The organism is Streptomyces sp. NBC_00249, assembly GCF_026342355.1.
Lineage (GTDB): Bacteria > Actinomycetota > Actinomycetes > Streptomycetales > Streptomycetaceae > Streptomyces.
In genome coordinates, this window is record NZ_JAPEMV010000003.1 from 512,466 (window position 1) to 539,236 (window position 26,771).

Sequence of the window (26,771 nt, forward strand, 5' to 3'; positions counted from 1 at the left end):
GCCTACGCCACCGCGTCGTGGCCGATGACGAGGACGGCCGCGTCGTCGGCGTGGCCGGTGGAGTCGGCCACCTTCATCACCTCGGCGGCGAGCTCGTCGGGTTCGGCCCCCGCCGCCTCCCGCACGATCCCCACCACGCGCTCCAGCCCCACGTCGATCGGGAACGACGGCCCCTCCACCACCCCGTCGGTGACCAGCACGATCGTCCCGGCCCGGGTCAGCCGCCGCCGCGTCACCGGGTACGCCGATCCGGGGAGCATGCCCAGCGGCAGCCCGCCCGTGTCCTCGGCTATGCCGTACCGGCCGTCGACCGTGGCCCAGACGCTCGGCACGTGCCCGGCGCGGGCGCTGGCCAGCTCTCCCGTCCCGGGGTCGAAGCGGAGCAGGGTGCACGTCGCGAACAGCTCGCAGTCCATCGCCAGCAGCACCTCGTTGGCCCGGCTCAGCACCTCGCCCGGGTCGACGACCACGGAGGCCACCGCCCGCAGGCAGACCCGGACCTGCCCCATGAAGGCGGTCGCGGCGACGTCGTGCCCCTGGACGTCACCGATGGAGAACGCCACCGCGCCCTGCGGCACGCGGAAGCCGTCGTACCAGTCACCGCCGATGTCCAGCCCCCGCCGCGCGGGCGCGTACCGGGCGGCGCTGCGCAGCCCGGGCAGGACGGGGAGCGCGGAGGGCAGCAGCTCACGCTGGAGCGCCTCGGCCAGCTCGACCCGGGCCTGCTGGAACTCGGCCCCTTCCCGGGCCTGCGCGGTGAGCTGCCCCAGCATCGTGAGCAGATCGGCGCTCCCCGGCCGGGAGGGACGGCGCGGGGTCACGGACCGCTCCGACGAACATCCATATGTGTCCCTGCTCCCGCCCTGAGCCGCGCGAAGGACCCGCGCCCATCATATTTCGGCCCGCCCCACGACGCCCTTCCACCGGGTCCGGGACCGGGCCCGGCCGCAGGGGACCGAACGGCGGATCCGGGGGAGATCGCGCGTGCGGTGGCGCCGGGAGCGGTTAGGGATGTCCCGACCGCCCGCCGCCGGCCACCATCCCCGGGAGACTCCGATGAGCTGCATCAACCGACGTGACCTCGCCCTGCTGGCACTGCGCACCGGCACCGGCGCCGTACTGATCGCCCACGGGACGCAGAAGCTCTTCGGATGGTTCGGCGGCGGCGGTCTGGAGGGCACGGCGGCCGCCATGGAACACATGGGCTTCCGGCCCGGCCGGCAGAGCGCGATCGCCGCCGCCCTGGGGGAGGCCGGGGGAGGGGCGCTGCTGGTGCTCGGGCTGGCGACCCCGGCCGCCGGAGCGGCGGCGGCCGGGGCGATGGCGGGGGCCGTGGCGGTCCACGCGCCCGCCGGGTTCTTCGCGCAGGAGGGCGGCTACGAGTACCCCGCCTTCCTCGGCTTCACCGCGGCCGCCGTCGGTCTCGCCGGGCCCGGCCGCTACTCCTTCGACCACGCCACCCGCCACCACTTCGACCAGCCCTGGACGGTCGCGCTGGCCTTCGCCGGGAGCGCGCTCGCGGCGTACGCGGTGGTCTCCAAGCGGGCCAGGGAGCGGGCGCGGGAGGAATCCGGGGCTTCCTGACAGGGCCTGACCCCGTATGTAATGTCACATGGCATGACCTTCTTACGCCGTACGGCCCTCAGCGCCGCCACCGCCCTGCTCGGAGTCTGCGCCCTCCTGCCCCCCGCCATCGCCCATGCGGACCCCGCGCCCGCCTGCCGCACCGCCCCCGCCCCGGTCCAGGACCCGGAGCAGGGCCGGCTGAGCGACCCGCGCACCGCCGCCTTCCCGCAGCGGGCCGCGCTGGACGCCTTCGTACGCCGCCTCCCGGCGGCGCTGTGCGGCGCGAGGAACGCCGCCGGGGCGGAGCGGCTCCTCGACACCTGGGGCGAGGCGCTCTGGCAGGCCGCCGTGGACCGGGCGCAGGGCCGCCGCCCCGGCGGGGACCTCGCCGCCGGGGACGACCGGCCGCTGTACTGGGCCCGGCTGGCGATGACCGCCGCACTCGACCGCTGGCAGCCGCCCTTCCCCGTCGACCGGCCCGCCCTGCGGACCCGCCTCGAGGACGCCTCCCGGGGCCTCACCTCCAACGAGTTCCGCCGCACCCCGGGCGTGCGCCGGATCTTCGTCAGCGGCTTCGACCCCTTCGGGCTGGACACCGAACTGCGCCGGGGCAACCCCTCCGGCTCGGCGGCCCTCCAGCTCAACGGACGCCGCGTGACCCTGGCCGACGGCACCGTCGCCGAGATCCGGGCGGTCGTCCTGCCCGTGCGGTACGCCGACTTCGACGCCGGCATCGTCGAGCGCGCCTACGGCCCCCGGCTGGCACCCGGCCCCCGCGCCGCCGACATGATCACCAGCATCAGCCAGGGCTACCCCGGCCTGTTCACCCTCGAAGCCTGGGCGGGCCGCTCCCGCTCCGCCGACCCGTACCCGGACAACACCCGCGCCCTGTCCGGCGGTACGTACGAGCACCCCGTCACCGCGCCCGGCATGGGCCCCGGCGCGGAGTTCCTGCGCACCAGCCTGCCCACGGACGCCATGACCGCCGTCCAGAGCCCCTACCCGGTCCGGCTCAACACGGCCGTCACCGAGATACCGGCCGGCCAGGAGGCGCCCGTGGCGCGCCAGGACGGTCCGACCCCGGGCTCGCGCGCCGTGGCGGGCGGAGGCGGCGGCTACCTCTCCAACGAGGTCGCCTACCGCTCCAACCGCCTCCGCCTGGAGCTGCGTCCCGAGCTGCCCGGCGGCCACCTGCACACCCCCGTGCTCACGGGGCTGCCCGCCGACCCCGACCAGCTGACGGGGGCCGACTTCGAACGCGAGGAGAGCGCCATCACGGCCCAGGTGCTGGAGGTGCTGCGGCACTCCGTCTGAGCGCCGCCTCAGGGCAGTGCCAGCCGGACGGCCTCGCTGACCGCTTCCAGGGCGGCGGGACTGAGCCGCAGCCCCATCGCCTCCACGTAGTGCGCCGAGGGCCGCACCGTGGTCAGGAAGTCCACCAGGACGTGCCCGCCGACCCCGTCGACGAGCACCTCGCCCGCCGCCTCGAAGGGCACGGACGTCGGCCACGCGTCCGATCCCGTACCGAGCTGCGCGACGACGACGGTGTCGAGGAGGGCGTTGCGGGTGTCGTTCGACACCACCACCCACAGGCCGCCGCGCCCCTCGGCGCCGATCGCGAGCACGTCGCCCCGCCGGAACTCCGTCACAGGGTCCCCTCCTGGGCGACCACCGCCAGATAGGTGGCCCGGTCCGCGAGGGGCGCGCCCTGCTCCGACAGATTGCGGTGCATGTCCTCGTAGGCGGCTCTCAGGTGGTGTTCCCACGCCTCGGCGAGGGCGGCCCCGCGGACGAAACGGGCGAGCGACTGCCCGGCCGAGGCCGCCGCCAGCCGGAGGAGGGCGAGTTCGTGCTCGGCGAAGGTGACGTTGAGGGAGGGCACGGGAGAACGGTACTGATGCACGGTGCAGGAGTCCGGTGCTAATCAGGTCATTGCTCCTCACCCCCGCGTCACGCAAGGCCGGGCCCCTGGCCGTTGACCCCCGCCGATCGAGACAGTCGCAGGTGGAAGGCCTGGTTGACAGCCCCGTACGGCGTTCCGGTGCCGTAGACATCTGCCTGACAGGTACGGACCTGCGTACCTGTGACCGCACCTGGACGTGACCGGAAACAAGGGAGAACCAGAACCATGAAGAAGCGTTTGGTCGCCACAGCCCTGGCTTCCGCCGCCATCGCGCTGGGCACCGCGCTGCCGGCCTCCGCCGGCACCACGGACACCACCGGTGGAACGGGCACGCAGAACTGCATCAGCCGCAGCGTCAGCCGCGGCGAGGGCCATGGCTGGGCGCAGACCTGCGACGGCCGCAACGTCTCCGGCTGGATCCAGGACGACAGGGCGGACGGCCGCTGTCCTTACGTCATCGCCTACCACCGTGGCGGCGGCGAGACGGCCGGCCCGCGCGTCGGCCCGAAGGGCAAGCGGATCGACTTCAACTTCTGGGCGAACGGCGAGGTCAGCGACTTCGGCATCGGCTACTCCACCTGCTGACACCGTACGTGCACCAGGGCGCCGCGTCCCCAGGACGCGGCGCCCCGCCGTGTTTCGGGGACCGCCTAGGCGGCCTAGTAGCCCCAGCGGGCCTTGGAGCCGTCCTGGCGGCAGTGGATCATGCGGCCGTTCCCGGCGTGCGTGGAGCGGCCCACGTCGGCGTTGCGGCAGTACTGGCCGGCGTTGTAGCAGTTCCCGGCGTTGGAGACGATCTCGCAGTCGGCCTTCGCGGGCTCGGCCGGGGCCTCGGTGGTGGGCCGCGGGGCCGGCTTGGTCGCGGCGCGGGTGGGGGCCGGGTCGGAGCCGGGCGCCTTGTAGTCCGAGCCGGAGGGCGGCGTCGGCGTCGGCTTGGGAGCGGTCGTGGGGGTCGCCGACGTGGTCGGGGACGCGGAGGGCGACGGCGTCAGGGAGGGCGTCGGCGACGGAGCCTCGGTCGTCGGAGCCGAGGAGGAGAGGGTCGGCGGCGCGGAGACGGCGGGCCCCCCGCCCTCCGCCGGACCGCAGGCGACGGCGACGCCCGCCACCAGCAGGGCGACGAACGCCCGTCTCAGAGGACCGCCGGGCCGTCTGCGGTCACGACGCGTGCCACGGGATGCGCTGTTCATCGGTGTACCCCCACATGAAGCGTGAAATGGAGGCACATCATATGAACGGACAATCGACTACGTGAGGTGTGTTCCGAATCGTGACCAACCATCAGACGCGGCACGCGCCGACGCCGCGGGCGAAGGGCCCGCGACGCCGGTCGTAACCGCCCGGACCGGCCCGTGTCAGGCCGGCGGAAGGTGCGTCAGCGAGCCCCGCGTCAGCGGGCGTTGCGCTCCGGAAGGTCCACCTCGGCCGGGGCGAGGGCGGCCGTGTCACCCTGGGCGGCCGGGGAGGCCGCGAGGCCGCGCGCCGTCGGCTGCGCGGGCTTCTTGCCGCAGAACGCCGCCTCCAGGGTGCCGCCGAGGGCCGTGTTCGCCACACCCCGGTTCGAGGTGTTCGCCATGGCCGTCAGGCTGCGGGCGCCGTCGCGGGTGGTGAAGGCGTAGGTGTAGAAGCCCTGCACCGTGCCCGTGTGCCCGAAGACCTGGGTGCCGCAGGACAGGTCGTAGCGGCGCAGGCCCAGCCCGTAGAAACGGGTGTTCGTGGCGTCCGTCGGGGTCATCGTCAGCATCGCGTCCAGCAGCTCCGGCGACAGCAGCTTGCCGCTCACCAGCGCCGACATGAAGGTGCTGAGGTCCGCCGGGTTCGAGATCATCGCCCCGGCCGTCTGCGCCCACGACACCGTCTGCTCGGTGGAGTCCACCAGCGGCGCGCCGGCCGCGTCGGGGGTCAGGTAGCCGTGGGTGTGCAGGCCCTTGATCTCCGCGTCGGGGTGCACGTACGAGGTGTTGCGCAGCTTCAGCGGCTTGATGATGCGGCGCTCGTACTCCTTGGCCACCGGGCGCCCGGTGGCCTTCTCGATGAGCATGCCGACGACCACGAAGTTGGTGTTGGAGTACTTGTACGACACGCCGGGCTCGGTCGTGCGCGGCTCGTTCAGCGAGAGCTGGACCAGCTCCTGGTGGCTGAACACCTTGTTGCGCACGGCCTCGAAGCCGGGAACGGTGTCGTTGAACATGGCGTTCGTGTAGTCCGCCAGGCCGCTGCGGTGGGTCAGCAGGTGACGGACCGTGATCCGGTCGTCCGGCAGCAGGCCCGGCAGGTAGTGGTTGACCGGGGTGTCCAGCTCGATCTTCTTCTCGGCCACCAGCTGGAGCAGCACGACGGTCGAGAACGTCTTGGTGACGCTGCCGATCCGGAAGCGGGCCTGGGTGTCCATCGCCTCGCCGGTGGTCGTGTCGCGCACGCCGACCGTCTTGGTCCACAGGCCCTGGGTGTCCTTGATCCGGGCCAACGCGCCCGGCGCGCCCGCGTCCTTGGTGTTCTGCAGCGCCTGGAGCAGAGCGTCGAGGTCCGGTGCGGGACGGGTCGTGCCGGCCGCCTGCGCCGCCTCGGCGGACAGGGCGGCGGCGGGCGCGGCATGGGCGGCGGTCGCGGGGGCCACACCGGCCACCAGGGCCAGCAGTGCGGCGCTGACGGCCAGACGACGGTTCATGGGCGGGGTCATGGGGGTTCCTCGACTCAGTAGTGCGGCACTGGACCGGAAACCGCCGGCGCACTGGGCGCGGGGCCTGCCGACGGCCGGTTCGTGGCGAGCTTACGCAAGATCAAATGATGATGCGTCATCGCAGGTCAGGCGGGCTGTCCCTGGCCCGCGAGACCGGCCAGATCCAGTGCCCGCCGCATGGCCGAAAGGTCACGTTCCCCGCACGTGCAGCCCGCGGCGAAGGACTCCAGGACCTCGGGCGCCAGCCGCCGCCGCTCCGCCGCCTCCAGCAGACCGGCCGCCGTGTGCGCGGGCTCCGGGCCCGGGTCGCAGGTGCAGTCCTGCCCGACGCCGTCCAGCAGCCCCAGCAGCTCCCGGCGCACCACGAAACGGCTGATCCCGCAGTCCAGCCCGTCGTCCTCGACGCCCTCCGGGTACGGGGCGCGGGCCCAGGCGCCGTCCTCGAACCAGTAGACGCAGCCCAGCTCCCAGCCCCGCCCCAGCTCGCGCAGGGTCTCGTACGGCAGCCAGTCGGGCCCGCCCGCCAGCATGTCGACGGCCGGCTCGTGCCATTTGACGTCGCTCGACTCGTCCTCGCCGTAGAGCACGTACCGCCCCTCGCCCATCGGGGCCAGGCACCACCAGGTGCAGCCGCAGTCGTCGAGGTGGAGCCCGCCCCCGTCGATCCAGTGGCCGGTGCGGTGCACGCCCCGGCCCTCCGCCTCCGTGGTGGCCTCCAGGACGGCGACCAGGGCCCAGCGCGCCCACAGTTCCCCGGCGGGCGGCAGGTCCCCGGGCAGGCCGGGACGGTGGATGGTCATGACGGGATCCCCCTGGAGACGAACTGGTGGTGACGGCTGTTCACGGCCCGAGCCTACGGGTGCCCCGAAGGCGCGACGGCCCCGGAGCCCGCGGCGGGCGCGTCGAGCGCGCGCAGCTCCGCCACCGCCTCACCCTGCCGGGGACTGCCCAGCTCGCCCAGCGCGGCGCAGGCCGTCACGAGGGTCTCGCGGGCCTCCCGGTGGCGGGCCAGGCGCCGCAGTACGCGCCCCAGGTCGAGCCGGGCCGGCTCGCTCCAGGCGGACATCCGCGCGGCCTCGAAACCGCTCAGCGCCAGCCGCAGCGGTGCCTCCGCCTCGCTCCACCGCCCCAGCGCCGCCAGGTCGTTGCCGACCTGCTGGCGGGCCACCGCCAGGTACACGGCGAGGAGTTCCGCCGGCTGCCCCGGAATCCCGGCCCGGCAGGCCGCCTCGCTGCGCAGGTGGATGCCCAGGGCCTCCCCGGCCCGGCCGGCCTGGCGCAGCTTGTCGCCCAGGGCGTTCAGGGTGGTCAGTTCGCCGAGCCGGGCCTGCGCGGAGCCCTGCGCGCCCAGGCAGTCGGCGGCCGCCCGGAACCGGTCGAGGGATTCCCCGACCCGGCCGGCGCGGTGCAGCGCCCCGGCGCCGTACCCCAGCGCCCAGCCCACCTGGAGTTCGTCCCCGACCTCCCGCGCGAGCGCCAGCGCGGCGTCGGCGGCCTCCAGGGCGCGCCGGTGGTCGTGCGCGCACATGCTGTAGGACCAGGCCAGGTAGTTGAGCTGGACGGCCTCCTCCCGCCTGCTGCCGAGCGCGCGCGCCGAGTCGACCGCGCCGCGGAAGACCTCCACCCACAGCTCCCAGTGCTGGTTGAGGTCCGAGAACCAGTGCATGGCCTCGGCCGCGTCGACGACCTCCCGGTGCCGGCCGGCGGCCCGGGACCGGCGCAGCGCCGCCACCCACTGCGCCCGCTCCGCCTCCAGCCAGGCGCGGGCCCCCTCGCGGCCGACGGGCGCCCCGGCCGGGTCGGGATCTCCGCCGCACGGGTCCCGGTGCCGGTCCGCGTCGAAGCGCAGCGCCGCCGCGGTGGCCCGGCGCAGCATCCACCGCGCGGCCCGGTCCTGGGCGGCCTCGCACACCTCGGAGCCGTCCTCCCGGTCCAGTTGCCCGGCCGCGAACAGTCTGAGGAGGTCGTGGAATCGGTACCGCTCGGCGGCCGGGTCGGACTGCAGGAGCCCCGCGTCGGTCAGCTCCTCCGCGCACCGGGCGGCCCGGGCGAGCGGCAGACCCGCCAGCAGGGCGGCCGTCTCGGCGCTGAAATCGGGACCGGCGGCCAGGGCGGCCCGGCGCAGCAGGGTCCGGGAGTCGGCGGGCAGCTGCCGGTACGACAGGGCGAACGCCGCCCGTACGCGCAGCTCGCCGGAGTGCAGCGCGTCCAGCCGACCGCCCTCCTCGGAGAGTTGGGCGACGAGCCGGGCCAGGCGTTCGTGGGGCCGGGCGGCGAGCCGCTGCCCGGCGATGCGCACGGCCAGCGGCAGGTACCCGCACAGCCCGGCCAGGTCACGGGCGGCCTGCGGCTCGGCGCCGACCCGCTCGGCGCCGACGATGCGGGTCAGCAGCTCCACGGCCTCCTCCCGCCGCAGCAGGGCGAGTTCGCTCCGGTGCACCGAGGCGAGACCGGCCAGGGCGTGCCGGCTCGTGACGAGGGTCAGCGAGTACCCGGTGCCGGGGAGCAGGGGGCGCACCTGCGCCTCGTCCGCCGCGTTGTCCAGCAGGAGCAGCACCCGGCGGCCTTCGAGCGCGGACCGCAGGAGCCCCGAGCGGTCCTCCGTACCGGCCGGGATCGCGTCCTGGGCGATCCCCAGCGCCCGCAGCAGGCGGGCCAGTGCCTCGTGCGGAGGAGTAGGTCTCGGGTCCGTGCCGTGCAGGTCGAGGGCGAAGGCGCCGTCGGGGAAGCGCGGTGCGAGGCGGTGCGCGGCGCGCACGGCGAAGGCGGTCTTCCCGAGGCCGGGCTGCCCCGGGACCACGACGACCGGCGGATGGGCGGGACCGGCCTCCTCCACCAGGGCGTCCAGCCGCTCGAGGTCCGGGCCGCGCGCGGTGAAGTCCCGTACGTCACGGGGCAGGGCGAGCGCGTGGTGGGCCGCCCGCCCCGCCGCGGCCGCCCGACCGGCCTGGAGTGCCGGGGCCGCCAGACCCGCCGCAGCTACCCGCCCCGCCGTACCCGCCCGGTCCTTCGGTCCGGTCCGGCCGGGGTTCCGCCCCGCCCGGGGCCGCCCCAGGCCGGCGGCGTGCTCGAGCTCGGCGGTGCCCGCCGGGTCCAGCTCCAGCGCCCGGGCCAGGGCCTGGACGGTGCGCCGCTGCGGGCCCCGGGTGCGCCCGCGCTCCAGGTCCGCCAGCGCGCGGACACTGACACCGGAGGCGTGCGACAGCTCCTCCTGGCTGAGTCCGGCCCGCGTGCGCAATTCCCTCAGCCGGTGGCCGAGTTCCCCCGCGGCCGGTGTACCGGTGCCCATGGTCGACATCCCCCGTCGGCGTGGCCCCGCCCCGAATGTGAGCCCCCGGCAGAAGTATGTCTGACGCCGTTTCCGCCGGTGGAACCGCCTGGGCAGCCGCAGCGCGCGCGTGGTCGACTCGCTCCGGGGCGGCGCCCGACCCCCTCGTGGCGCCGTCCCGCCGGCATTGACCCGCACGGGGCCGCGTCGCGCCCGGTGTGCCGATTCATTAGCTTATGTCGGGTTAGTGTCGGCGCATGGACGGTGATCGTCGAGGGTGGCCGCAGTGTCTGCTCGCCGGCAGCGTGTTCGCCGTGTGCATGGCGGGCACCACGCTGCCGACCCCCCTCTACGGCCTCTACCAGCAGAAGTTCGGCTTCTCCGAGCTGACGGTCACCGTCGTCTACGCCGTCTACGCCTTCGGGGTCATCGGCGTGCTCCTACTGGCGGGCAACGCCTCCGACACCGTCGGCCGGCGCCCCGTGCTCTGGTGCGGCCTGGGCTTCGCGGCCGCCAGCGCCGTCTGCTTCCTGTGCGCCACCGGCCTCGGCTGGCTGTACGCGGGCCGGCTGCTGTCGGGCCTGTCGGCAGGCCTGTTCACCGGGGCCGCCACCGCGTACGTGATGGAACTGGCGCCGCCCGGCGGCGGCTCCCGGGCCACCTTCGTGGCGACGGCCGCCAACATGGGCGGCCTCGGCTGCGGTCCGCTGCTCGCGGGCTTCCTCGCCGAGTACGCCGCCCGGCCGCTGTACCTGCCGTTCGCCCTCCACCTCGCCCTGGTGGCGGTCTCGGCGGCGGTCCTGTCGGCGCTCCCCGAAACCGTACGGGAGCGGAGTCCCGCCCGTACCGTACGGCCCCAGCGGCCCGGCCTGCCCGTACAGGTACGGGCGGTGTTCACCCCCGCCGCCATCGCCTCGTTCGTGGGGTTCGCGCTGTTCGGGGTGTTCACCTCGGTCAGCCCCGCCTTCCTCGCGCAGTCCCTGCACGTGGAGAACCACGCCGTGAGCGGGTCGATCGTCGCGCTGGCCTTCTTCGCCTCGACCGCCGGACAACTGGCCGTCGGCCGGGTCGGGGTGACCCGCTCCCTGCCCCTGGGCTGCGCCGGGCTCCTCGCCGGACTCGCCCTCCTCGCGGGCGCCCTCTACTGGGAACTCCTGGTGCTGGTGGTGCTCAGCGCGCTCGTCGGCGGGGTCGGGCAGGGCCTCGCCTTCCGGGGCGCGCTCGCCGCCGTCGCCGGGGCGTCCCCCGCCGAACACCGTGCGGCCGTGATCTCGACCCTGTTCGTGGTCGCGTACGCCGGCATCTCGGTGCCCGTGATCGGCGTGGGCCTGCTGTCCGGGCCGCTCGGCCTCGAAGGCGCCGGGCTGGTGTTCATCGCCTGCATGGCCGCCCTGGTCTCGACCGCCGCCGCCTACCTCCTGCGGCGCCCGGTGCGCGCGGGGAGCTGACCCCGGACGGCGGTCCCACGGACGGCCCCAACACCCCGCGAGGGCGTTGCCTCGTGATCACCGGTTCGTTGTCCCCTGGGCCGCGCTCGCGCGCCCCCCGCACCCGTCCGTGAGAAGGAGCCCCCATGCCCGCTCGTGTCCCGGCCCCGGCGTCCGGCGCCGCACGGACAGCCCTCACCCGCCGGAGGATCCTCACCGGCGCGTTCGGCCTCACCGCTGCCGGCCTGTGGTCCCCGCCCGCGTACGCGGCGCCCGCCACCGGCCCGGTGATCTTCGACTGCGGGGCCTGGGGCGCCCGGCCCCCGTCCGAGCCCGTCGAGGTCCTCGCGGCCCCGCCCCGGCGGATCATCGTCCACCACACCGCGACGCGCAACGTCGAGGACTACTCCCAGCAGCGGGCCTTCGCCCTCGCCCGGGCGATCCAGAACTACCACATGGACGTCCAGGGCTGGATCGACACCGGCCAGCACTTCACGGTCAGCCGCGGCGCGTTCGTCACCGAAGGCCGCCACCGCAGCTTCACCGAACTGACGGCGGGCGGGTGCCAGGTGCGCTCCGCGCACTGCGTGGGCCAGAACGACGTGGCCGTGGGCATCGAGAACGAGGGCACGTACACCACCGAGGAACCCCCGGCCCGGCAGTACGAGGCCCTGGTCTCGCTGTGCGCGCACGTCTGCGCGACGTACGGGCTCCCACCGTCGGAGATCCGGGGCCACCGCGACTTCAACGACACCGAATGCCCCGGGGAACGCCTCTACGCCCTCCTGCCGAAGCTGCGCCAGGACGTCGCCCAGCGCCTCGGCGTACAGCCGTGGCCCGAGCCCGAGCCGGAGACCCCCGAGGAGCGCCACCCCTGGCCCGGCCCGCCGGAGTACCTCCCGCCGGAGGCCCTGGCCCGGGAACTCGCCCACTGGACCCCCCGCCGCTAGGCCGACGGGCTGGGTCGCCAGTCGGTCGGCGGTGGCGGTCGGCGGTTTCATGAGCGCAAGGCTGCAACCGTGCGTCCGGACGGGCGGGTTCAGCGGGCGTAGTAGTAGCGCAGGACGCGGGAGCCGGCCGTCGCCTCGCTCAGGCCCAGGCCCGTCGCGATCTCGGCGTCGGGGATCTCGTCGTTCCTGATGTTGAAGGCCGCCGTCCGGGCCGTCCGGGACGTCGTCCGCTCCAGCGCGCCCGCCGCCCGCAGCGCCGCGAGCGGGGCGTCGTCCGCGAGGTTCTCCAGCTGCCGGTCCAGTTCCCGCAGCAGCCCGGCGAGTTCGGCCGGCAGCGGGACCGTACGCGCCTCGACCTCGGTGACGTGCCGGTCCCATTCCTCCTCGGGGCCGGAGGTGTCGTACTCCTCGGGGTCGTCGGCGCGCACCTGCTCCCAGTCCAGGGGGTGGAGCGGAGCACCGCGCCAGCCGCAGGAGCAGGCGGCGCGCAGGGCGGCCGCCTCGGGGGCTCCCAGGGTGCCGTCGTAGACCCACCAGTCGGAGGTCCGGTGGAACTCGGAGCCGCTGCCCACGTCGTAGATCATCGGTTTGGGTTCGCTGCCGTCGGCCAGGACCGCCGCGGCCCGGCCCTCGTGCTCGCCCTCGAACTCCTCCGTCTGCCACGTCATGACGTACTCCTCATCCTCGTGAGCGGGAGGTACCGACCTGGTTCCCTGCCGACGATGCACCATGACGGCGGGTATGCGCGGGCATATGCCGAAACCGGCCGGACCTTCGGGCACGCGCCGGGCGCGCGCAGGCACCGGGGGCGCGCGGGCGTACGCGTGGGGGCCAACCGGTGTACGCGGAGCAGATCCGCACGTCCGTCCGGACACCACGGTCTGCCGGGCCCGGCCCCCGCAGAGGCCCACGGAAAAGCCGTGGCGGGCGGCGCGGGGGGCCGGTAGTTTTCCCCGCGATGACTCCTTCCTCCCTTCACAGATCGGGGGTCCCGTCCGCGCAAGGTGAGTGCTGATGCTCACTCCCACCGTGGACGGGGATTCCCGCCTTTCCCTCTGGCTGCGCGTGCGCGAGTTCGCCGTGCCGCCCTCCATGATCGAGACCGCCACCGCCCGCCGGCACGCCGGTGACTGGGCCGGGGCCTGCGCCGCCGCGGGTTTCGAGGCAGATCTCGACCTACGGTCCGTGGCACGTACCCACGGACGCCACCTCGCGGCCCGCATCCGGGCCGACCTGCGCCACCTGGCCCCCGACCTGCTGCGCTGGCACATGCCGCGGATCGCCCCGCACGGGCTGCTGCGCCCCGGGCTGACCGTCGCCCTGGCCCGCTACGAGGCCGGGGAGGCGGGCGGCGCGCCCCCGCTGCACCTCGTGGCGCGGACCCCACCGGCCTGGGCGGACGCCGGCCAGCGGATCAGCCTCGCCCTGTGGGACGGATCCCGCTCCGGGCTCGGAGCGGGCCCGTACCACCCGCACCCCCGTCCCGGCGGGCGGTTCCGCCTCGACCTGCACCGCCACCTCTGGGACGCGCGCAGGACCGGCGAGCTGCGGATCCGCTCCGGGGCCGGTCTGCCGCCCGCCGAGGGCGCCTTCGGGCCCCCGGAGCAGGAGCACGAGCAGGAGCACGGCGCCCGCGCCGTCGGCCGATGGGCCGCCGAGGCGGGGATCCTCCTGCACGCCGGGGGACACGACACCCGTACGGGCACCGCCACCGTCGGGGTCCGCCTCGGGGCCCGGAACCGGCTGGTCCTGGACCTCGTGGCGGACGGCCGGGAGCGCCCCGGGCCCCTGTCCGCGTGGCGGATCGCGGCCGTCCGGGAGGACCCCGGCGACCGCACGCGGCCGGTCCTGCCCGACGCCGCGACCTGGATCCCGCCCGACCTGGAACTGATCCGCTCCGGTGCGATCGACCCCGGCCGGCTGCACCCGCTGGTCGCCCCGGCACTTCTGCCGGGCCACGCGTCACCGGCCGCGCTCCCGGCCCAGGACCCGGCGGGGCGGCCGCACCTCGTGGACTGCCGGGGAACCCCGCACCGGATCGGCCTCGTCGACGGGGTGCTCGCCCCGCTGGACCACGACCCCGCCGAGATCCGCCGCGAGGAACTCCTGGCCGCCCTGACGGGCACCCCGCTGCCCTGCCTCCAGGTGATCGACCAGGCGCACCGCGAACCGGACTGCCTCACCGGCGTCCGCGAACGCCTGCACCACGGCGACATCACCGGCGCGCTGGCCGTCGTCGAAGGCCTCCTCGGTCCCGGCGCGCTGCTGCGCGACGGCGCCCTGCGCGAGGCGCTGGAGCGGGCCGCCCGGCGGCGGATCCTCTACGGGCTGTTCCGGGCCGGCCTGGCCGAACCAGGCCCCGACCGCGTCCGCCCGGGCCTGCCACGCCCCCGCCGACACCGCTCGCACCCGCGCCACACCACGGGCCGCTGACCCCGGACCACCACCCGTCCCCCCCATCACACCCAAGGTGATCACCCATGCCCCTGACCACGTACGCCCCGCCCGCCGCCGCACAGCCCCGTGCCGCACAGCCCGCCGTCCCGCCCGCCGCCGCACAGCTCGACGTCGCCGCCGACCTGCTGTCCCTGCTCCGCGCGACCACCACCGAACCGCGCCCCGACATCCAACTGGAGGCCCTGACCCTCGCCGTGGCCGCCGACCTGCCCGTCCTCCTGTGGGGCGAGCCGGGCATCGGCAAGACCGCCGCACTGACCCAGCTCGCCGAGGCCCTCGACCTCCCGCTCACCACCGTCATCGCGAGCGTGCACGAACCGTCCGACTTCTCCGGACTGCCCGTCGTCGGGGACGACCCCGCCGGACAGGGCGTGCCCATGGCCCCGCCGGACTGGGCCGTGCGCCTCGTACGGGCCGGCCGGGGCCTGCTGTTCCTGGACGAGCTGTCCACCGCCCCGCCGGCCGTCCAGGCCGCCCTGCTGCGCCTCGTACTGGAACGCCGGATCGGCGCGCTCCAACTGCCGCCCGGCGTACGGATCGTGGCCGCCGCCAACCCGCGCTCCTCGGCCGCCGACGGCTGGGAGCTGAGCCCGCCCCTGGCCAACCGGTTCGTCCACCTCCAGTGGACGCACGACCACGAGGTCGTCGTCCGCGGCCTCGGCGGCACCTGGCCCCGGGCCACCCTGCCCCGGCTCGACCCGGAGCGGCTGCCCGAGGCCGTGGACCTCGCCCGCCGAGCCGTGTGCGGGCTGCTCGCCGCCCGCCCCGCCCTCGTGCACCGGCTGCCCAGCGGCGAAACCCGCCGGGGCGGCCCCTGGCCCTCACCCCGCAGCTGGGACATGACCCTGTCCCTGATCGCCTTCGCGACCGCCGCCGGCTCCTCCCGCGAAGTACTGTCCCTGCTGGTCAGGGGCACCGTGGGGGACGGCCCCGGACTGGAACTCCTCGCGGGCCTCGACCGGATGGACCTGCCCGACCCCGAGAGCCTCCTCGCCGACCCGGCCGGCGCCGTCCTGCCCGAACGGGGCGACCTGCGCCAGGCCGTACTCGACGGCGTCGTGGCCGCGGTCCGCGCCCGCCCCGACCGGGCGCGCTGGGACGCGGCGTGGGCCCTGCTGGTCAGGGCCCTGGACACCGGGGCCCCGGACCTGGTCGTCGTCCCCGCGACCACCCTCGCCGCCCTCCGCCGGCAGGACTGGGACGTCCCCGCCTCCATCGAACGGCTCGCCGGGGCGGTCGCCCTGTCCCGCCGGGCCGACCGGGCGGCCGCCCGCACCGCCGCGAAGGCCGGCCGGTGACCGGGGCCGCGCCCGCGCCGCTGGACATCGACAAGCTCTACGCCGCCCGGCTCCAGGCCGTACGCGCCCGCCCCTACCTGGCGACCGCGCTGTTCGCCCTGCGCACCGTCGAGTCGAGGCGGGTGCCGACGATGGCCGTCGACCGGCACTGGCGGTGCTACGTCTCCCCGGGCTTCGTGGACCGTACCCCCGTGGAGGAACTGGCCGGGGTGTGGGTCCACGAGGTGTCCCACCTGCTGCGCGACCACCACGGGCGCAGCGACCGCTTCGCCCGCGAACACGGTCTGACCGGAGCGGCCGAACGGCTGCGGATGAACATCGCCGCCGACTGCGAGATCAACGACGACGCCTTCGGCGACGGGCTCGCCACCCCCGAAGGCGCCGTCGAACCGGGGCTGCTGGGGCTCCCCACCGGCGAGCTCATGGAGGAGTACCTGCGCCGGTTCCGCCTCGGCCCCCGTACGGAGGGCCTCGCCTGGCTGGACTGCGGCAGCGGGGCCGACGGACTGGACCGGGAGTGGGACCTCGGGCCCGACGGGGCGCACGGCCTCAGCGAACAGGAGAGGGACGCCGTCCGCTTCCGGGTGGCGCAGGGCATCACGGGGCGCCCCGGCAGCGCCCCGAAGGGCTGGCGGCGGTGGGCGGAGGAGGCCTTCCACCCGCCGCAGCCGTGGCGGGACCTGCTGGGGGCCGCGCTCCGTTCGGCGGCCTCCGGCGCGGGCGCGGGCGAGGACTACACCTACGGCCGCCCCTCGCGCCGCTCGGCCGGGTTGCCCGGCGTCGTCCTGCCGAGCCTGCGGCGCAGGCCGCCCCGGGTGTCCGTGGTCATCGACACCTCCGGATCGGTCAGCGACGCCGAACTGGGCAGCGCCCTCCACGAGGTCGCCGCGATCGCCCGGGCCGTCGGCGGCCGCCGGGACCTGGTCACCGTCCTGTCCTGCGACGCGTCCGCGCAGGCCGTGCACCAGCTGTGCCGGGCCGAGGGGATCCCGCTCGTCGGCGGGGGCGGCACGGATCTGCGTACCGGCTTCGCCCGGGCGCTACGGGCGCGGCCCGCCCCCGACGTGGTCGTGGTCCTGACGGACGGCCAGACCCCCTGGCCGGACGCCCGGCCGCCCTGCCGCACGGTGGTGGGCCTCTTCCCCCGTCGCCACACGACCACCTCCTACGACGAGGACGACCCCACCTACGTCCCGGACGCGCCTCCGCCCTGGGCCCGCGTGGTCGAGATCGGCTAGGAGACGGGCCCGGCGGTGTCCTGGAGCAGCCGGGTCCGCAACAGGTCCAGCACCTGGTCCAGCGCCGCGCGGGTGGCCTGCCCGGGCTGGTCGACGAGGTGCTCGGTGAGGACGGAGTGCGGCGGCAGCACGGCTTCGGGGTTGGCGTCGTCGTCCTCGAGCTCGACGGCGACGAAGGCGTCACCGAGCTCGCGGCGCAGGAACGCGAAGCGGGCGTCGGGCGTGAGCCGGTCGCTCCTGAAGCGCAGCCCCAGCACCTGGAGCCCCTCGCGCTCGCAGCGTCCCCGGACGGTGGCGAGGTCCTCGGGCGAGATGTCGATGCCGCCGCGCCGGCGGGCGGTGATGCCCAAGGGGAGGGACGGCTGGGACAGGACGGGCACGAGGAGATGCTCGTCGACGGCCATCGCGAGGGCGAAGCCGCCGGTCAGGCACATGCCGACGGCGCCCACGCCCGGGCCGCCGCACCGCTGGTGCTCGTACGCGGACAGCGCGCGCAGCCAGCTCACGACGGGCGAACTCCGGCCGGTGGCCAGCACGGTGAACTCCCGGCTCACGCACACGTTCCAGGTGCTGGACGCGGTGTACAGGGCGCCCCGCAGCATGCCGCGGGCCGTGGGGTGGGGGTCGCGGCCGGGCGTGCCGAACAGCACCGGGAGCACGGCCGTGCAGCCCAGCGCGGCCACCCGCTCGGCGAACTCCAGGACCTTCGGCGTGATCCCGGGGATCTCCGCGATCACGATCACCGCGGGCCCGCTGCCGCGGCGCAGGACGGGACGCGTGCTGCCCCCGTGGGTGAACGCGTCGCGCTCGAAGCCCGACAGGTCATGGTCCGCCATGGACGACCGCCTCACTCATCGACCGTGGCGCACGCGATGGACGACGCACGGCACCACCCTTCCGCTGACGGGAGGGACCGTACAACACCCGGACGGGGCGGGCCTACCCCGGAGTAACCAGCGGACTCCTACGAGGCTCCGGGCGCCCCGGGCTTCCAGCCCCAGGCCGTGAGCATGCCGGGCGACAGCCCGCCGTACCCGGGGGAGTCCAGCAGCCGCACGGCCTCGGCGAGCTGCGCCTCGTCGAGGAGCCCCGTCGCCAGCATGGCCGCCCGGGCCCGGTCCCAGGTGTCCGCCCAGAACCGGCTGATCGCGCTGCCCGGCAGCAGCGGCGGTACGTGGATCTCGGCCGCCACCGATTCCAGCCCCGCCGCCCGCAGCAGCTCGGGGTGCCGGACCACCTGCGACACGTCCGTCCCGATGCTGTCGCGCAGCCCGCGCCACATGGCCCGCACGGCGCGGGTGTACGGAGTGAGGGGCGCGGAGTCCGTCGTCAGGTCGACGGCGTCGCTGATCACCAGGACCCCGCCGGGGGCGAGCAGTTCGGCGAGCCGGGCGACCAGCCGGGGCCGGTCCGGCAGGTGCATGAGGACGAAGCGGGCGTGGACCAGCCGGAAGAGGCCCGGGGAGAAGCCGTCCGAGGTGATGTCCGCCCGGAGCGGTGTCAGCCCCGGCACGGGGTGCGCGGCGAGGAAGCGTACGTCCCGGTCCACCGCGAGGACCTCCGCGACCCCGGCCTCCTCCAGCAGCCGGCGCGCCACCGTCCCGGTCCCCGCGCCGACCTCCAGGCAGGTCCAGCCGGGGCCCACGCCCAGCTGTCGCAGCCGGGACATGGTCGTTTCGTCGTAGGTGAGGGAGCCGAGGTCGATCCGGTCCCCTTCGCCGTCGGCCTCGGGGCGGAAGACCCGCTCGCCGTAGCGCCCCGGGCCCTGGGGCCCTGTGCCGGTCATGGACCCATTGTCGCAAGGGGCCGGGGACGCCACACGTCGGAGACGGGGGCCGGGGCGCGGTGCCCCGGCCCCCCGCCCGGATCAGGTGCCGAGCGCGCTGCCCCGCCACTGCTGGTTGGTGGCCGTGGGCATGCAGTCCCACAGCCCGACCCGGGCGCCGTTGGCCGTGGCCCAGCCCAGGGCGTCGAGGCACTTGCCCGAGTGGACGCTGCGCAGCAGACCGTCCGGGAGCACCTCCCACTTCTGGTTCAGGCCCTGATGGCAGGCGTTGAGCCCGATCAGCGAACCGTTCTCGGTCTTGGCGAACTGCACGTCCATGCACCGGCCGAGCGCGCGGACCGTGCCGTCGGCCTCCAGCTTCCAGGCCTGCGCGTCCGTGCCGTTGCACTGGTAGATCTGGATCGGGGTGCCGTCCTTGGTGCCCGCGCCCTTGACGTCCAGGCACTTGCCCGAGTGCACGCCGACGATCTGGCCGGAGCCGGCCGGCGGCGCCGGGTTGCAGTAGATCTCCACGACGGCCTGGTAGTACCCGTCGCCGCCGATCGGTATCACCCGCGGACCGTTGGTCTTGGAGCAGCGGAAGGTCGCGTAGCCCTCGCCCACGGCCTGGCCGTAGGCACTGCTCCAGGCACCTTCGACGGCGATGTTGTACGGGCCGTAGCCCATGCCGGTGAAGTACTTCGGGGCGGTCGGGGCCAGGGCCGCCGAGGCGGCGGCGGGGGTGGCGGCCGGGGTGGCGGCCGCCGGGGAGGCCAGCAGCGCCGTGACGGTGAACAGGGCTGCGGCAGCGGCCGACAGCAAGCGAGCCAGCTTCACGCGTGGCTCCTTTCGGGAGAGGGGTTCGGTGGTCGAACGGAGAAGGAAGGCGCCGCCGGGCCCGCGGTCGGCTCGACAGTAGCCGCGCGGCGCGGCCGGACGGTCTCACCGTGGTGTCAACTCCGGCCAGACAACGGCTGGTTGCCTGCTGACCAGGCGGGATGCAGGGTCGGTATCGTCCCGGGAGCGTGGAGAGAACCGAGGAGCTCGCGGCGCTGCGGGCCGCCCTGGAAGCGGGACCGCCCGTCCATCTCGGCGGCGGGCTCGGCAGCGGCAAGTCCCGGCTGGCCCGGCGGCTGCCGGTCGCGGACACCGTCGACCTGTCCGGGCTGGGGGCCGCGGAGGCGGCCTCCCGGGTCCGCGCCGCACTGGCGGCCGGGTCCGGCGGGGGACTGCTGCTCGTCGACAGCGTGGACGGACCCGGGCAGGCCGAAGCCGTCGCCGCCGCCCTCGAAGACCCGCCGGCCGGCCGCGGCGGGCCCCGCAGGCCGGTGCTGCTGGCCGGCCGGCGCCCCCTGCGGGCCGCCGCCGGCTGGACGGACCGGCCCCTGACCACCCTGACCCTCGACCCCGCACCGGAGCGGGCCGTCGAGGCCCAGGTCCGGGCGAGCGGCCTCGACGACCCGCAGGCGGTGGCCCTCGCGGTCCGGCTGGCCGGCGGGAACCCGCTGCTGGCACAGCTGGCCGCCCGGACGCTGCTCGCGGGCACCCCGGCCGACGCCCCCGGCGCCGTCGCCGACGCCATGACCGAGGAGGTACTGCTCCGCCTCGACCGCGAACGCCCCGCGGCCGCCACCGGGAACGGCCGCTGGCGGCACGCCCTGCGCCTGCTGGCGACCGTACGGGCCGGGGACGAGCGGCTGCTGAGCGGTGGCCCGGAACTGTTCTCGGCGCTGGCCGGGCTGAGCCTCGTACGCAGGGAACGGCTCGGGCTGGCGGTCCGCGAACCCTTCCGCACCCTCTTCGAACTCGCCTACCAGTGGCGGCGCCCGCAGCACCACGAAGGGCTCCGCGCCCGCGCCGCCGACTACCGGCGGGCCCTGCTCACCGAACGCCGCGACCCCGAGGAACGGGCCCGGCTCGTGGAACAGGGCCTGTTCCTGTCCGGCGACCCGACCCTGCGCGGCTCACTGTTCCCGCCCGCCGAGGAATCCGCCGCGATCGGCCCCGCCCGCGCCGCGGATACCGAGGACATCGGCCGGCTGATGCGCGGATGGGCGGTGCGCGGAGGGTTCGACGTACGGCGCTGCGAGCGGATCACCGGCCAGTGGCTGGACGCGGCGGGCCCCGCCTCCTTCCGGCTGGCCCGCGACCGGGCCGGCCGGCCGGTGGGACTGGCCGCCCTGCTGCCCGTCGCACAGGGCACCCAGGCCGGCATCGAACCGCTCCTCCAGCAGCACGCCACCGGCCTCCTGGACGGCGCCCGCCACCGCCCCGGCGGACTGTTCCTCGGAGCCGCGTACGCGGCGGACCCGGTCGCCCACGCACAGGTCCTGCGGCACATCCTGGCCGAGGCGGTCCTCGCCGGGCACCTGGTGGTGTCCACGGCCAGCCCCGACTACCAGACCCTGCTGGGCGCGCTGGGCTTCCGCCCGCACGGCGGAATCCGGGACGACGTCTACCGCTGCGGGCGCCGGCCCGAGGTCTACAGCCACGACTTCACGCCCGCCGGGCTCCCCGCCTGGATGCGGACCCTCGCCACCGCCGGCCACCCGCGACCGGACACCCCGGACGCCGTCGCCTGGGCGCTGGCCCGCATCCGCGACCCGCGCGCCCTGGCCCGCAGCCCGCTCCTGGCCCGCCCGGGCCTGGACACGCCGCAGGCGCTGCGCGGCTGGCTGGACAACGCCGTACTCGAACTGGCGCTGGCCGACGCCCCCGCCGACGCGGAGGCGGGGGCCATCCTGCGCGCCTATTACCTCAGCGGCCGGCCCCGTACCCACCACCAGGCCGCCCGCGAGGTGCACGTCAGCCGTGCCACGTACTTCCGCCGCCTGAGGAAGGGGCTGGCACTGCTGGCGGACCGGCTGCCGCCCCTGTACTGAGCGGTCCGTGGTGGGCGAGGGCCTCGTGGGGGTCGTGGCCGGGGGTGGGGGCGTGGTCGGTGTGGACGGTCGCCGCGGTCAGCCTCGGTACGGCGTGGATCAGGGCGTGCTCGGCGGCGACGGCCAGCTCGTGCGCCCGCACCACGGTCAGGTGCGGCCCGACCACGATGTCGGCCTCCGCGCGCAGGCAGTGGCCGATCCACCGCATGCGCACCGGCCCGATGTCCAGGACGCCCTCCACCCCGCGCAGCGCGCCCTCCGCGGCCTCGACGAGGGCGGGGTCGACGGAGTCCATCAGGCGCCGGTAGACCTCCCGCGCCGCGTTCCCCAGGACGAAGAGGATCGCCAGGGTGATGAGCAGGCCCACGACCGGGTCGGCCGCCCGCAGGCCCAGCGCCGCGCCGCCCGCGCCGAGGAGGACGGCGAGCGAGGTGAACCCGTCGGTACGGGCGTGCAGCCCGTCCGCGACCAGCGCGGCGGAGCCGATCCTGCGCCCCGTACGGATCCGGTAGCGGGCCACCCACTCGTTGCCGGCGAAGCCGGTGACGGCCGCCGCGGAGACCGCCCAGAGGTGCGTGACGTCGCGCGGGTCCAGCAGCCGGTCGACGGCCATCCAGGCGGCCAGGGCGGCCGAGGCGGCGATGGCCGCCACGATGAGGATCCCCGCGAGGTCCTCGGCACGGCCGTAGCCGTAGGTGTAGCGGCGGTTCGCGGCCCGCCGCCCGAGCAGGAACGCGATGCCGAGGGGGACCGCCGTCAGGGCGTCGGTGACGTTGTGGACCGTGTCGCCGAGCAGGGCCACGGAGCCGGACAGGGCGACGATCACCCCCTGGACGGCGGCCGTGGCCCCCAGCACGGCGAGGGAGATCCACAGCGTGCGCATCCCCTCACGGGAGGTCTCCATCGCCGCGTCGACCTTGTCACCGGCATCGTGGCTGTGCGGCCGGACCAGATGGACGACCCGGTGCCACAGCCGGGACGCCCCGGCGCGGCCGTGCCCGTGTTCGTGTCCGTGCGCATGTCCGACCGAGTGAGCGTGCGCATGCCCATGCTCATGCGTATGACCCTCCATGCCCCTACGGTTGCACAGGGAACCCCTTGCGGCTATGGCCGTCATACGCGCCGTGACCAGCTGCGACACCCTCGCAGATGCGCCCGCGGGGCAGGCCCGTCAGGAGCAGAAGCCGATGATGCCGAAGCCGGGGCGGTTCTCCGTGTACCGCAGCCAGCCGATGACGTCCATGACGGCCTCGACCACCTCGGGATCCAGCGGCGGCGCGTGGCCCAGCCGCTTGGTCTCCTCGAACTGCTCCAGCGCCCGCGCACACTCCTCGGGCGTCCACTCGCCGCAGCCGGGCATGTACGTGTACGGCAACGCCCGGGGCAGACCGCCGAAGCTGAGGTCCTGCACGGACACGGCGGTGATACCGAGGGCCTTCAGCCCCTCGTCGACCGTGGACAGCCAGTCGCCCCGGAACGGCGAGAAGGACGAGTTGTCGAGGAACGAACCGGTCAGCGAGCACAGCCGCTTGAAGGCGTACCCGTACTGGAAGGCGTGCGCGGAGTCGTCACTGAAGGGCCCGCCGTGCACCACGGCCCGGAGCGCCTCGAAGGCCGTGGGCGCGCCGTTCTCGATCTCGGAGTCGAACCAGTCGTCGTCGTGCTCCAGGTCGGCGCCGAACCGCTCCCGGATCACCCCGAGCAACTGCTCGTCGCCCGACCCGACCAGGGCGTGCGTGGCCTTCAGGTCCAGCAGATACACACTCAAGGAGGAACTCATGCCCCGAACCTACCGACCCCCACTGACAGCCCCTCATCCGCCCGCCGGGCACCGAGGTCAACACCGCGGCGCCCGGCGGCCGGGGTGTCAGTCCTGCAAGGCGTCGACGGTGGGGACGACGGTGCCGAACAGGTCGGTGACGGTGGTCAGGGCCGCGCTCTGGAGGGCGGCGGCGGGCAGGACGGAGCCGTCGGGGGCGGTGAGGGCGCGGGTGGCCGTGGCCTCGGCGACGACGGCGGGACGGTAGCCGCGGTAGAAGGCGCCCTCGGCGGTGTAGTTGACGCACATGTGGGTCATGAACCCGGCCAGGACCAGGTCCTTGCCGCTGCCCGGTCCGAAGCCCAGGCCGGTCAGCGTCTTCTCCAGTTCGGTGGAGTGGAAGGCGTTGGGGACCTGCTTGACCACGACCGCCTCGCCGTCGACGGGGGCGAGCTCGTCGCTGATGGCGCCGATGTGGGCGCGGATGTCGTACGGGGTGCCCTCGCCGCCGTCGTTGACGACGTGGACGACGGGGACGCCCGCGGCGCGGGCCCGCTCCAGCAGGCGGGCGCCGGCCGCGACGGCCTCCTCGGCGCCTTCCAGGGCCATGACGCCGGTCCGGTAGGTGTTCTGGAAGTCGATCAGGATCAGGACGGACTCGCTCAGCCGGGGCGCCCGGTCGTCCAGGCCGCTGAGGTCGCGCAGGGTCGTCGAGGGCTGGTGCGTGGTCATGGGACGCCTTTCGTCGGGATGTTCCGGGCACGGCGAAGCCGTCCGCCGTGCCGGTGTGTTCGGGGAAAAGGGGTGGTCGGGCCGTCGGGCCGTCAGGCCGGCTGGGTGCGGAAACGGCGCCGGTAGGCGGCGGGCGTGGTGGCGAGCTGCCGCCGGAACGCCCGGTGCAGGGTCTCGGCCGAGCCGAGCCCGGCCGCCACCGCGACGTGCTCCAGCGGGTCGTCGCCGGTCTCCAGCAGCCGCCGGGCCACCTCGACCCGCGCGGCTTCGACGTAGGCGGCGGGACTGGCGCCCGTCTCCTGTTTGAAGACGCGGGCGAAGTGCCGCTCGCTCAGGCACATCCGGGCGGCGAGGACCTCGGCCGACAGGTCCTCGTCGAGGTGGTCGGCGATCCACAGGCGCAGCGCGTCGATGTCGCGCCGGGCCGACGCGGGCCGGCTGAGCGGTACGGAGAACTGGCTCTGCCCGCCCTGCCGCTTGAGGTACATCACCAGCTGCCGCGCCACCGCCAGTGCGACGTCCTCGCCCAGGTCCTCGGCCACCAGGGCGAGCGCGAGGTCCAGGCAGGCGCTGATCCCGGCGCCCGTCCACAGCCGGCCGCGGTCGGTGCGGACGAAGATCGGGTCCGGGTCGACGGTGACGGCCGGATGGTCGGCGGCGAGCTGGGCGGCGGTCGACCAGTGGGTGGTCGCCGTCCTCCCGTCCAGCAGCCCGGCGGCCGCCAGCACGTGCGCCCCCACGCACACCGACGCCACCCGCCGGGCGTGCGGGGCGGTCTGCTCCACCCACGCCACGACCCGGGGGTCGACCAGGGCCACGGGGCCGTCGTCGGTCATCTCGACCGCGCCGGGCACCAGCAGGGTGTCCACCTGCCCGCCGACCTCGTCGAAGGCCAGATCGGCCAGCAGGCGCACACCGGCCGAGGTCCGCACCTCACCGGAGGCCGGCCCGGCGAGCCGGACCTCGTAGCCGGCGCGGCCGCCGGTCTCGCGGTTGGCCAGCGCGAAGACCTCGGCCGGGCCGGTGACGTCGAGGAGGTCGACATCGGGGAAGACCGCGATGACGACACGGTGCGGAAGGGGCATGCCCCCATCCTGGGCGCCGCCACCGATGACCGCAATGACGGCTGACTGTCACATCCGGACACGCGGACATCCGGATCCGCGGCCCGGGCGTCGCCGCCGCGGCGCCCGCCGATAGGCTCGGCGGCGGGAATTTCCTACACCGGTTCGGGGGGACATGACGGTGCGCAGGCGCAAACAGGCCCTGTGGGCCGCCGTCACAGCGGCCGTCGCGGTCGTGTGCGCGGCCGCCGCCGTGGACCGGACGCTCGCCGACTACGACGACAGGGCGAAGCGGGGCGGTGCGTGGGTCTTCACCACCTACGGGCGCGAACCGGCCGTCGAGCTCTCGTTCAAGGAGGGCCGCCGGCCCGCCGGCGACGCCCTCGTCGCCCTCCACGACAGCCTGCGCGGCCTCACCCGGAAGTCCAAGTGCCTGGCACTCAGCGACACATGACGCGGCCGGCGGGAGCGACGCGGCGGCCCGGGCGGGATCACCCCTCCTGGGCCGCCGCGAGCAGGTCCCGCGCCCGGCGCTCCATCAGCACCGGCATGTACGTCCGCACGCGCGCGTAACGGTGCTCGGCGTACGCCGTGGCGACCGCCCGGCGCACCGCCTCCTCGCCCGCGTCGGGATAGTCCCTCAGCAGCCGCTCGGTCAGGTGCAGGATGGTCAGGGTGTCATCCGGTCCCGCCGTCATCAAGGGCAGCCTCTCGTCGCAGGGTGGGGAGCGCTGGACTCCACTGTGGACCAGCCCAAGGCACCAGGCCGGTCTTCCCTGCGTCAACACCCCCTCGGTGGCGAACGGAACGGCGCCGGCGAGGGCGGCCGGAAAATCCAGGCAGTGATCGTTGCTCTCTGGTGGCCCGCGGTTCCGGCGTGTAGCGTCTGCGGCAGCTGTCGTGGTTCGCAGTCCCTGCCCGCGCCCTGGCGTGGGCGTTTTGCTGTGCAGTGCAGGACCAGGACGATCACCTCCGGGTTCGCGCGGTGCGGACCCGACATCGACTGAGAGGCACCGGCATGGCCAGCGGAACCGTGAAGTGGTTCAACTCCGAAAAGGGCTTCGGCTTCATCGCGCAGGACGGCGGCGGACCGGACGTCTTCGCGCACTACTCCAACATCAACTCCACCGGCTACCGCGAGCTCCAGGAAGGCCAGGCCGTCACCTTCGACGTCACGCAGGGCCAGAAGGGCCCGCAGGCGGAGAACATCACGGTCGCCTGACCCGGCGCACGCGTGTCGATCCGCTCCCGGAGCACAGCTCCGGGAGCGGAGTCGTATCCCCGCCCCGTCCCGGGCAACGGTCCGCCGTTTGAGACCGCGGAAGCCGGGCAGACGCCTGCTGCCGCCCTGCGGTACCGAACGCGGGGCGGACCAGACGCGCCCTGGGCGGCGGGCGCGACGGAGGCGAGTGGCGCATGACCGAAGGCGGAATTCCCTACCTCTCCCGTGCGCGCGTCACGGTGCTCGGCGTGCAACCCGGCGCCCCGCCGTTCCGCATCGTGGAGGTCGACGGTGAAGTCGTGAGCACCGCCAGGTCCATGATCGACGTGCTCCTGACCGCCGCGGCGCTCGGCGCCACGATCCACGACCTGGACGACCCGGGCGAGGTCCGGTGGGTCGGCGGCGGCAAGTACCACTGGAGCACGCACTGAGACCGGCCCGCGCGGCCCGGCCACCGAGCCGCCGCCGGCGCAGGGCCCCGGTTCGCGACGAGTGAACAGGACAGGACCGGGCAGGAGCGCGGGAGCAAGCGCTGCGTCCCGCACGCAGCGGACACGAGG

The 26,771-nt window shown here is 75.1% G+C and carries 28 protein-coding genes; 12 read left to right on the top strand and 16 right to left on the bottom strand.

Annotated elements, in window-relative coordinates; translation table 11 throughout:
- Positions 1 to 2: 2 nt before the first annotated feature.
- Positions 3 to 821, bottom strand: a complete 819-nt coding sequence (locus OOK31_RS16520; protein ID WP_267087984.1) for a PP2C family protein-serine/threonine phosphatase — start codon at positions 819 to 821, stop codon at positions 3 to 5.
- Between the two features lie 235 nt (positions 822 to 1,056).
- On the opposite strand from OOK31_RS16520, the gene OOK31_RS16525 reads away from it, so the two are divergent.
- Together OOK31_RS16525 and OOK31_RS16530 are read left to right on the top strand one after the other, a co-directional pair.
- The gene (locus OOK31_RS16525) at positions 1,057 to 1,584 is read left to right on the top strand and encodes a DoxX family protein (protein WP_267087985.1); all 528 of its coding nucleotides are present in this window, start codon (positions 1,057 to 1,059) and stop codon (positions 1,582 to 1,584) included.
- Between the two features lie 33 nt (positions 1,585 to 1,617).
- Positions 1,618 to 2,880: a pyroglutamyl peptidase gene (locus OOK31_RS16530; RefSeq protein ID WP_267087986.1), complete on the top strand. Its 1,263-nt coding sequence runs from the start codon at positions 1,618 to 1,620 to the stop codon at positions 2,878 to 2,880.
- A gap of 8 nt (positions 2,881 to 2,888) precedes the next feature.
- Here the strand turns inward: OOK31_RS16530 and OOK31_RS16535 are convergent, their stop codons facing one another.
- Both OOK31_RS16535 and OOK31_RS16540 read right to left on the bottom strand, forming a co-directional pair.
- Positions 2,889 to 3,215, bottom strand: a complete 327-nt coding sequence (locus tag OOK31_RS16535; RefSeq protein ID WP_267087987.1) for a type II toxin-antitoxin system PemK/MazF family toxin — start codon at positions 3,213 to 3,215, stop codon at positions 2,889 to 2,891.
- On the bottom strand, positions 3,212 to 3,448 hold the full coding sequence (locus tag OOK31_RS16540; protein ID WP_267087988.1) for a hypothetical protein: 237 nt from the start codon (positions 3,446 to 3,448) through the stop codon (positions 3,212 to 3,214). Before OOK31_RS16540 ends, OOK31_RS16535 begins: the two co-directional genes overlap by 4 nt.
- Before the next feature lie 246 nt (positions 3,449 to 3,694).
- Here OOK31_RS16540 and OOK31_RS16545 point away from each other — a divergent pair, with 246 nt between their 5' ends.
- Entirely contained in the window at positions 3,695 to 4,054 is a 360-nt protein-coding gene (locus OOK31_RS16545; protein WP_267087989.1) for a hypothetical protein, read from the top strand.
- Between the two features lie 74 nt (positions 4,055 to 4,128).
- Here the strand turns inward: OOK31_RS16545 and OOK31_RS16550 are convergent, their stop codons facing one another.
- From OOK31_RS16550 to OOK31_RS16565, 4 genes are all read right to left on the bottom strand, one after another.
- Entirely contained in the window at positions 4,129 to 4,659 is a 531-nt protein-coding gene (locus OOK31_RS16550) for a hypothetical protein (RefSeq protein ID WP_267087990.1), read from the bottom strand.
- A gap of 200 nt (positions 4,660 to 4,859) precedes the next feature.
- Positions 4,860 to 6,149 carry a serine hydrolase gene (locus OOK31_RS16555; protein ID WP_267087991.1) on the bottom strand — a complete coding sequence of 430 codons (1,290 nt, stop codon included), beginning with the start codon at positions 6,147 to 6,149 and terminating at the stop codon, positions 4,860 to 4,862.
- Between the two features lie 125 nt (positions 6,150 to 6,274).
- Complete coding sequence (locus OOK31_RS16560) at positions 6,275 to 6,949, bottom strand: hypothetical protein (RefSeq protein ID WP_267087992.1); 675 nt, start codon at positions 6,947 to 6,949, stop codon at positions 6,275 to 6,277.
- A gap of 53 nt (positions 6,950 to 7,002) precedes the next feature.
- Positions 7,003 to 9,438 carry a helix-turn-helix domain-containing protein gene (locus OOK31_RS16565; protein WP_267087993.1) on the bottom strand — a complete coding sequence of 812 codons (2,436 nt, stop codon included), beginning with the start codon at positions 9,436 to 9,438 and terminating at the stop codon, positions 7,003 to 7,005.
- Between the two features lie 236 nt (positions 9,439 to 9,674).
- Between OOK31_RS16565 and OOK31_RS16570 the strand changes: the two genes are divergently transcribed.
- The gene (locus OOK31_RS16570) at positions 9,675 to 10,865 is read left to right on the top strand and encodes an MFS transporter (protein WP_267087994.1); all 1,191 of its coding nucleotides are present in this window, start codon (positions 9,675 to 9,677) and stop codon (positions 10,863 to 10,865) included.
- Positions 10,866 to 10,990: 125 nt separating this feature from the next.
- Entirely contained in the window at positions 10,991 to 11,794 is an 804-nt protein-coding gene (locus tag OOK31_RS16575) for a peptidoglycan recognition family protein (protein WP_267087995.1), read from the top strand.
- A gap of 89 nt (positions 11,795 to 11,883) precedes the next feature.
- On the opposite strand, the gene OOK31_RS16580 is transcribed toward OOK31_RS16575, so the two are convergent.
- Complete coding sequence (locus tag OOK31_RS16580) at positions 11,884 to 12,462, bottom strand: hypothetical protein (RefSeq protein WP_267087996.1); 579 nt, start codon at positions 12,460 to 12,462, stop codon at positions 11,884 to 11,886.
- Positions 12,463 to 12,808: 346 nt separating this feature from the next.
- Here OOK31_RS16580 and OOK31_RS16585 point away from each other — a divergent pair, with 346 nt between their 5' ends.
- The 3 genes from OOK31_RS16585 to OOK31_RS16595 are packed head-to-tail and all read left to right on the top strand — an operon-like array spanning position 12,809 to position 16,787.
- The gene (locus tag OOK31_RS16585; protein WP_267087997.1) at positions 12,809 to 14,227 is read left to right on the top strand and encodes a hypothetical protein; all 1,419 of its coding nucleotides are present in this window, start codon (positions 12,809 to 12,811) and stop codon (positions 14,225 to 14,227) included.
- Positions 14,228 to 14,274: 47 nt separating this feature from the next.
- A complete protein-coding gene (locus OOK31_RS16590; protein WP_267087998.1) occupies positions 14,275 to 15,549 on the top strand; it encodes a MoxR family ATPase in 1,275 nt (424 codons plus the stop codon).
- On the top strand, positions 15,546 to 16,787 hold the full coding sequence (locus OOK31_RS16595) for a VWA-like domain-containing protein (protein ID WP_267087999.1): 1,242 nt from the start codon (positions 15,546 to 15,548) through the stop codon (positions 16,785 to 16,787). The genes OOK31_RS16590 and OOK31_RS16595 overlap by 4 nt, the downstream gene beginning before the upstream one ends.
- Here OOK31_RS16595 and OOK31_RS16600 read toward each other — a convergent pair.
- The 3 genes from OOK31_RS16600 to OOK31_RS16610 form a co-directional block, all read right to left on the bottom strand.
- Positions 16,784 to 17,623, bottom strand: coding sequence for a dienelactone hydrolase family protein (locus OOK31_RS16600; RefSeq protein ID WP_267088000.1), 840 nt, complete (start codon positions 17,621 to 17,623; stop codon positions 16,784 to 16,786). The genes OOK31_RS16595 and OOK31_RS16600 overlap by 4 nt on opposite strands.
- A gap of 128 nt (positions 17,624 to 17,751) precedes the next feature.
- On the bottom strand, positions 17,752 to 18,573 hold the full coding sequence (locus OOK31_RS16605; protein ID WP_267088001.1) for a trans-aconitate 2-methyltransferase: 822 nt from the start codon (positions 18,571 to 18,573) through the stop codon (positions 17,752 to 17,754).
- An 81-nt stretch (positions 18,574 to 18,654) separates the two neighbouring features.
- Positions 18,655 to 19,389: an RICIN domain-containing protein gene (locus tag OOK31_RS16610; protein WP_267088002.1), complete on the bottom strand. Its 735-nt coding sequence runs from the start codon at positions 19,387 to 19,389 to the stop codon at positions 18,655 to 18,657.
- 188 nt (positions 19,390 to 19,577) lie between these two features.
- Here OOK31_RS16610 and OOK31_RS16615 point away from each other — a divergent pair, with 188 nt between their 5' ends.
- Positions 19,578 to 21,434, top strand: a complete 1,857-nt coding sequence (locus OOK31_RS16615) for a hypothetical protein (protein WP_267088003.1) — start codon at positions 19,578 to 19,580, stop codon at positions 21,432 to 21,434.
- Here OOK31_RS16615 and OOK31_RS16620 read toward each other — a convergent pair.
- The 4 genes from OOK31_RS16620 to OOK31_RS16635 all read right to left on the bottom strand — a co-directional run bounded on the left by OOK31_RS16620 (position 21,358) and on the right by OOK31_RS16635 (position 25,010).
- Entirely contained in the window at positions 21,358 to 22,506 is a 1,149-nt protein-coding gene (locus OOK31_RS16620; protein ID WP_267088004.1) for a cation diffusion facilitator family transporter, read from the bottom strand. The genes OOK31_RS16615 and OOK31_RS16620 overlap by 77 nt on opposite strands.
- Before the next feature lie 99 nt (positions 22,507 to 22,605).
- Entirely contained in the window at positions 22,606 to 23,214 is a 609-nt protein-coding gene (locus tag OOK31_RS16625; protein WP_267088005.1) for a hypothetical protein, read from the bottom strand.
- An 87-nt stretch (positions 23,215 to 23,301) separates the two neighbouring features.
- The gene (locus OOK31_RS16630) at positions 23,302 to 23,925 is read right to left on the bottom strand and encodes an isochorismatase family protein (protein WP_267088006.1); all 624 of its coding nucleotides are present in this window, start codon (positions 23,923 to 23,925) and stop codon (positions 23,302 to 23,304) included.
- A gap of 92 nt (positions 23,926 to 24,017) precedes the next feature.
- Positions 24,018 to 25,010, bottom strand: a complete 993-nt coding sequence (locus OOK31_RS16635) for a GlxA family transcriptional regulator (RefSeq protein WP_267088007.1) — start codon at positions 25,008 to 25,010, stop codon at positions 24,018 to 24,020.
- Between the two features lie 154 nt (positions 25,011 to 25,164).
- On the opposite strand from OOK31_RS16635, the gene OOK31_RS16640 reads away from it, so the two are divergent.
- On the top strand, positions 25,165 to 25,443 hold the full coding sequence (locus OOK31_RS16640; RefSeq protein ID WP_267088008.1) for a hypothetical protein: 279 nt from the start codon (positions 25,165 to 25,167) through the stop codon (positions 25,441 to 25,443).
- A 37-nt stretch (positions 25,444 to 25,480) separates the two neighbouring features.
- Here OOK31_RS16640 and OOK31_RS16645 read toward each other — a convergent pair whose 3' ends face one another.
- Positions 25,481 to 25,687, bottom strand: coding sequence for a three-helix bundle dimerization domain-containing protein (locus OOK31_RS16645; protein ID WP_267088009.1), 207 nt, complete (start codon positions 25,685 to 25,687; stop codon positions 25,481 to 25,483).
- A 320-nt stretch (positions 25,688 to 26,007) separates the two neighbouring features.
- On the opposite strand from OOK31_RS16645, the gene OOK31_RS16650 reads away from it, so the two are divergent.
- Positions 26,008 to 26,211 carry a cold-shock protein gene (locus tag OOK31_RS16650; RefSeq protein ID WP_267088010.1) on the top strand — a complete coding sequence of 68 codons (204 nt, stop codon included), beginning with the start codon at positions 26,008 to 26,010 and terminating at the stop codon, positions 26,209 to 26,211.
- Positions 26,212 to 26,405: 194 nt separating this feature from the next.
- Complete coding sequence (locus OOK31_RS16655) at positions 26,406 to 26,642, top strand: hypothetical protein (protein ID WP_267088011.1); 237 nt, start codon at positions 26,406 to 26,408, stop codon at positions 26,640 to 26,642.
- Positions 26,643 to 26,771 lie beyond the last annotated feature (129 nt).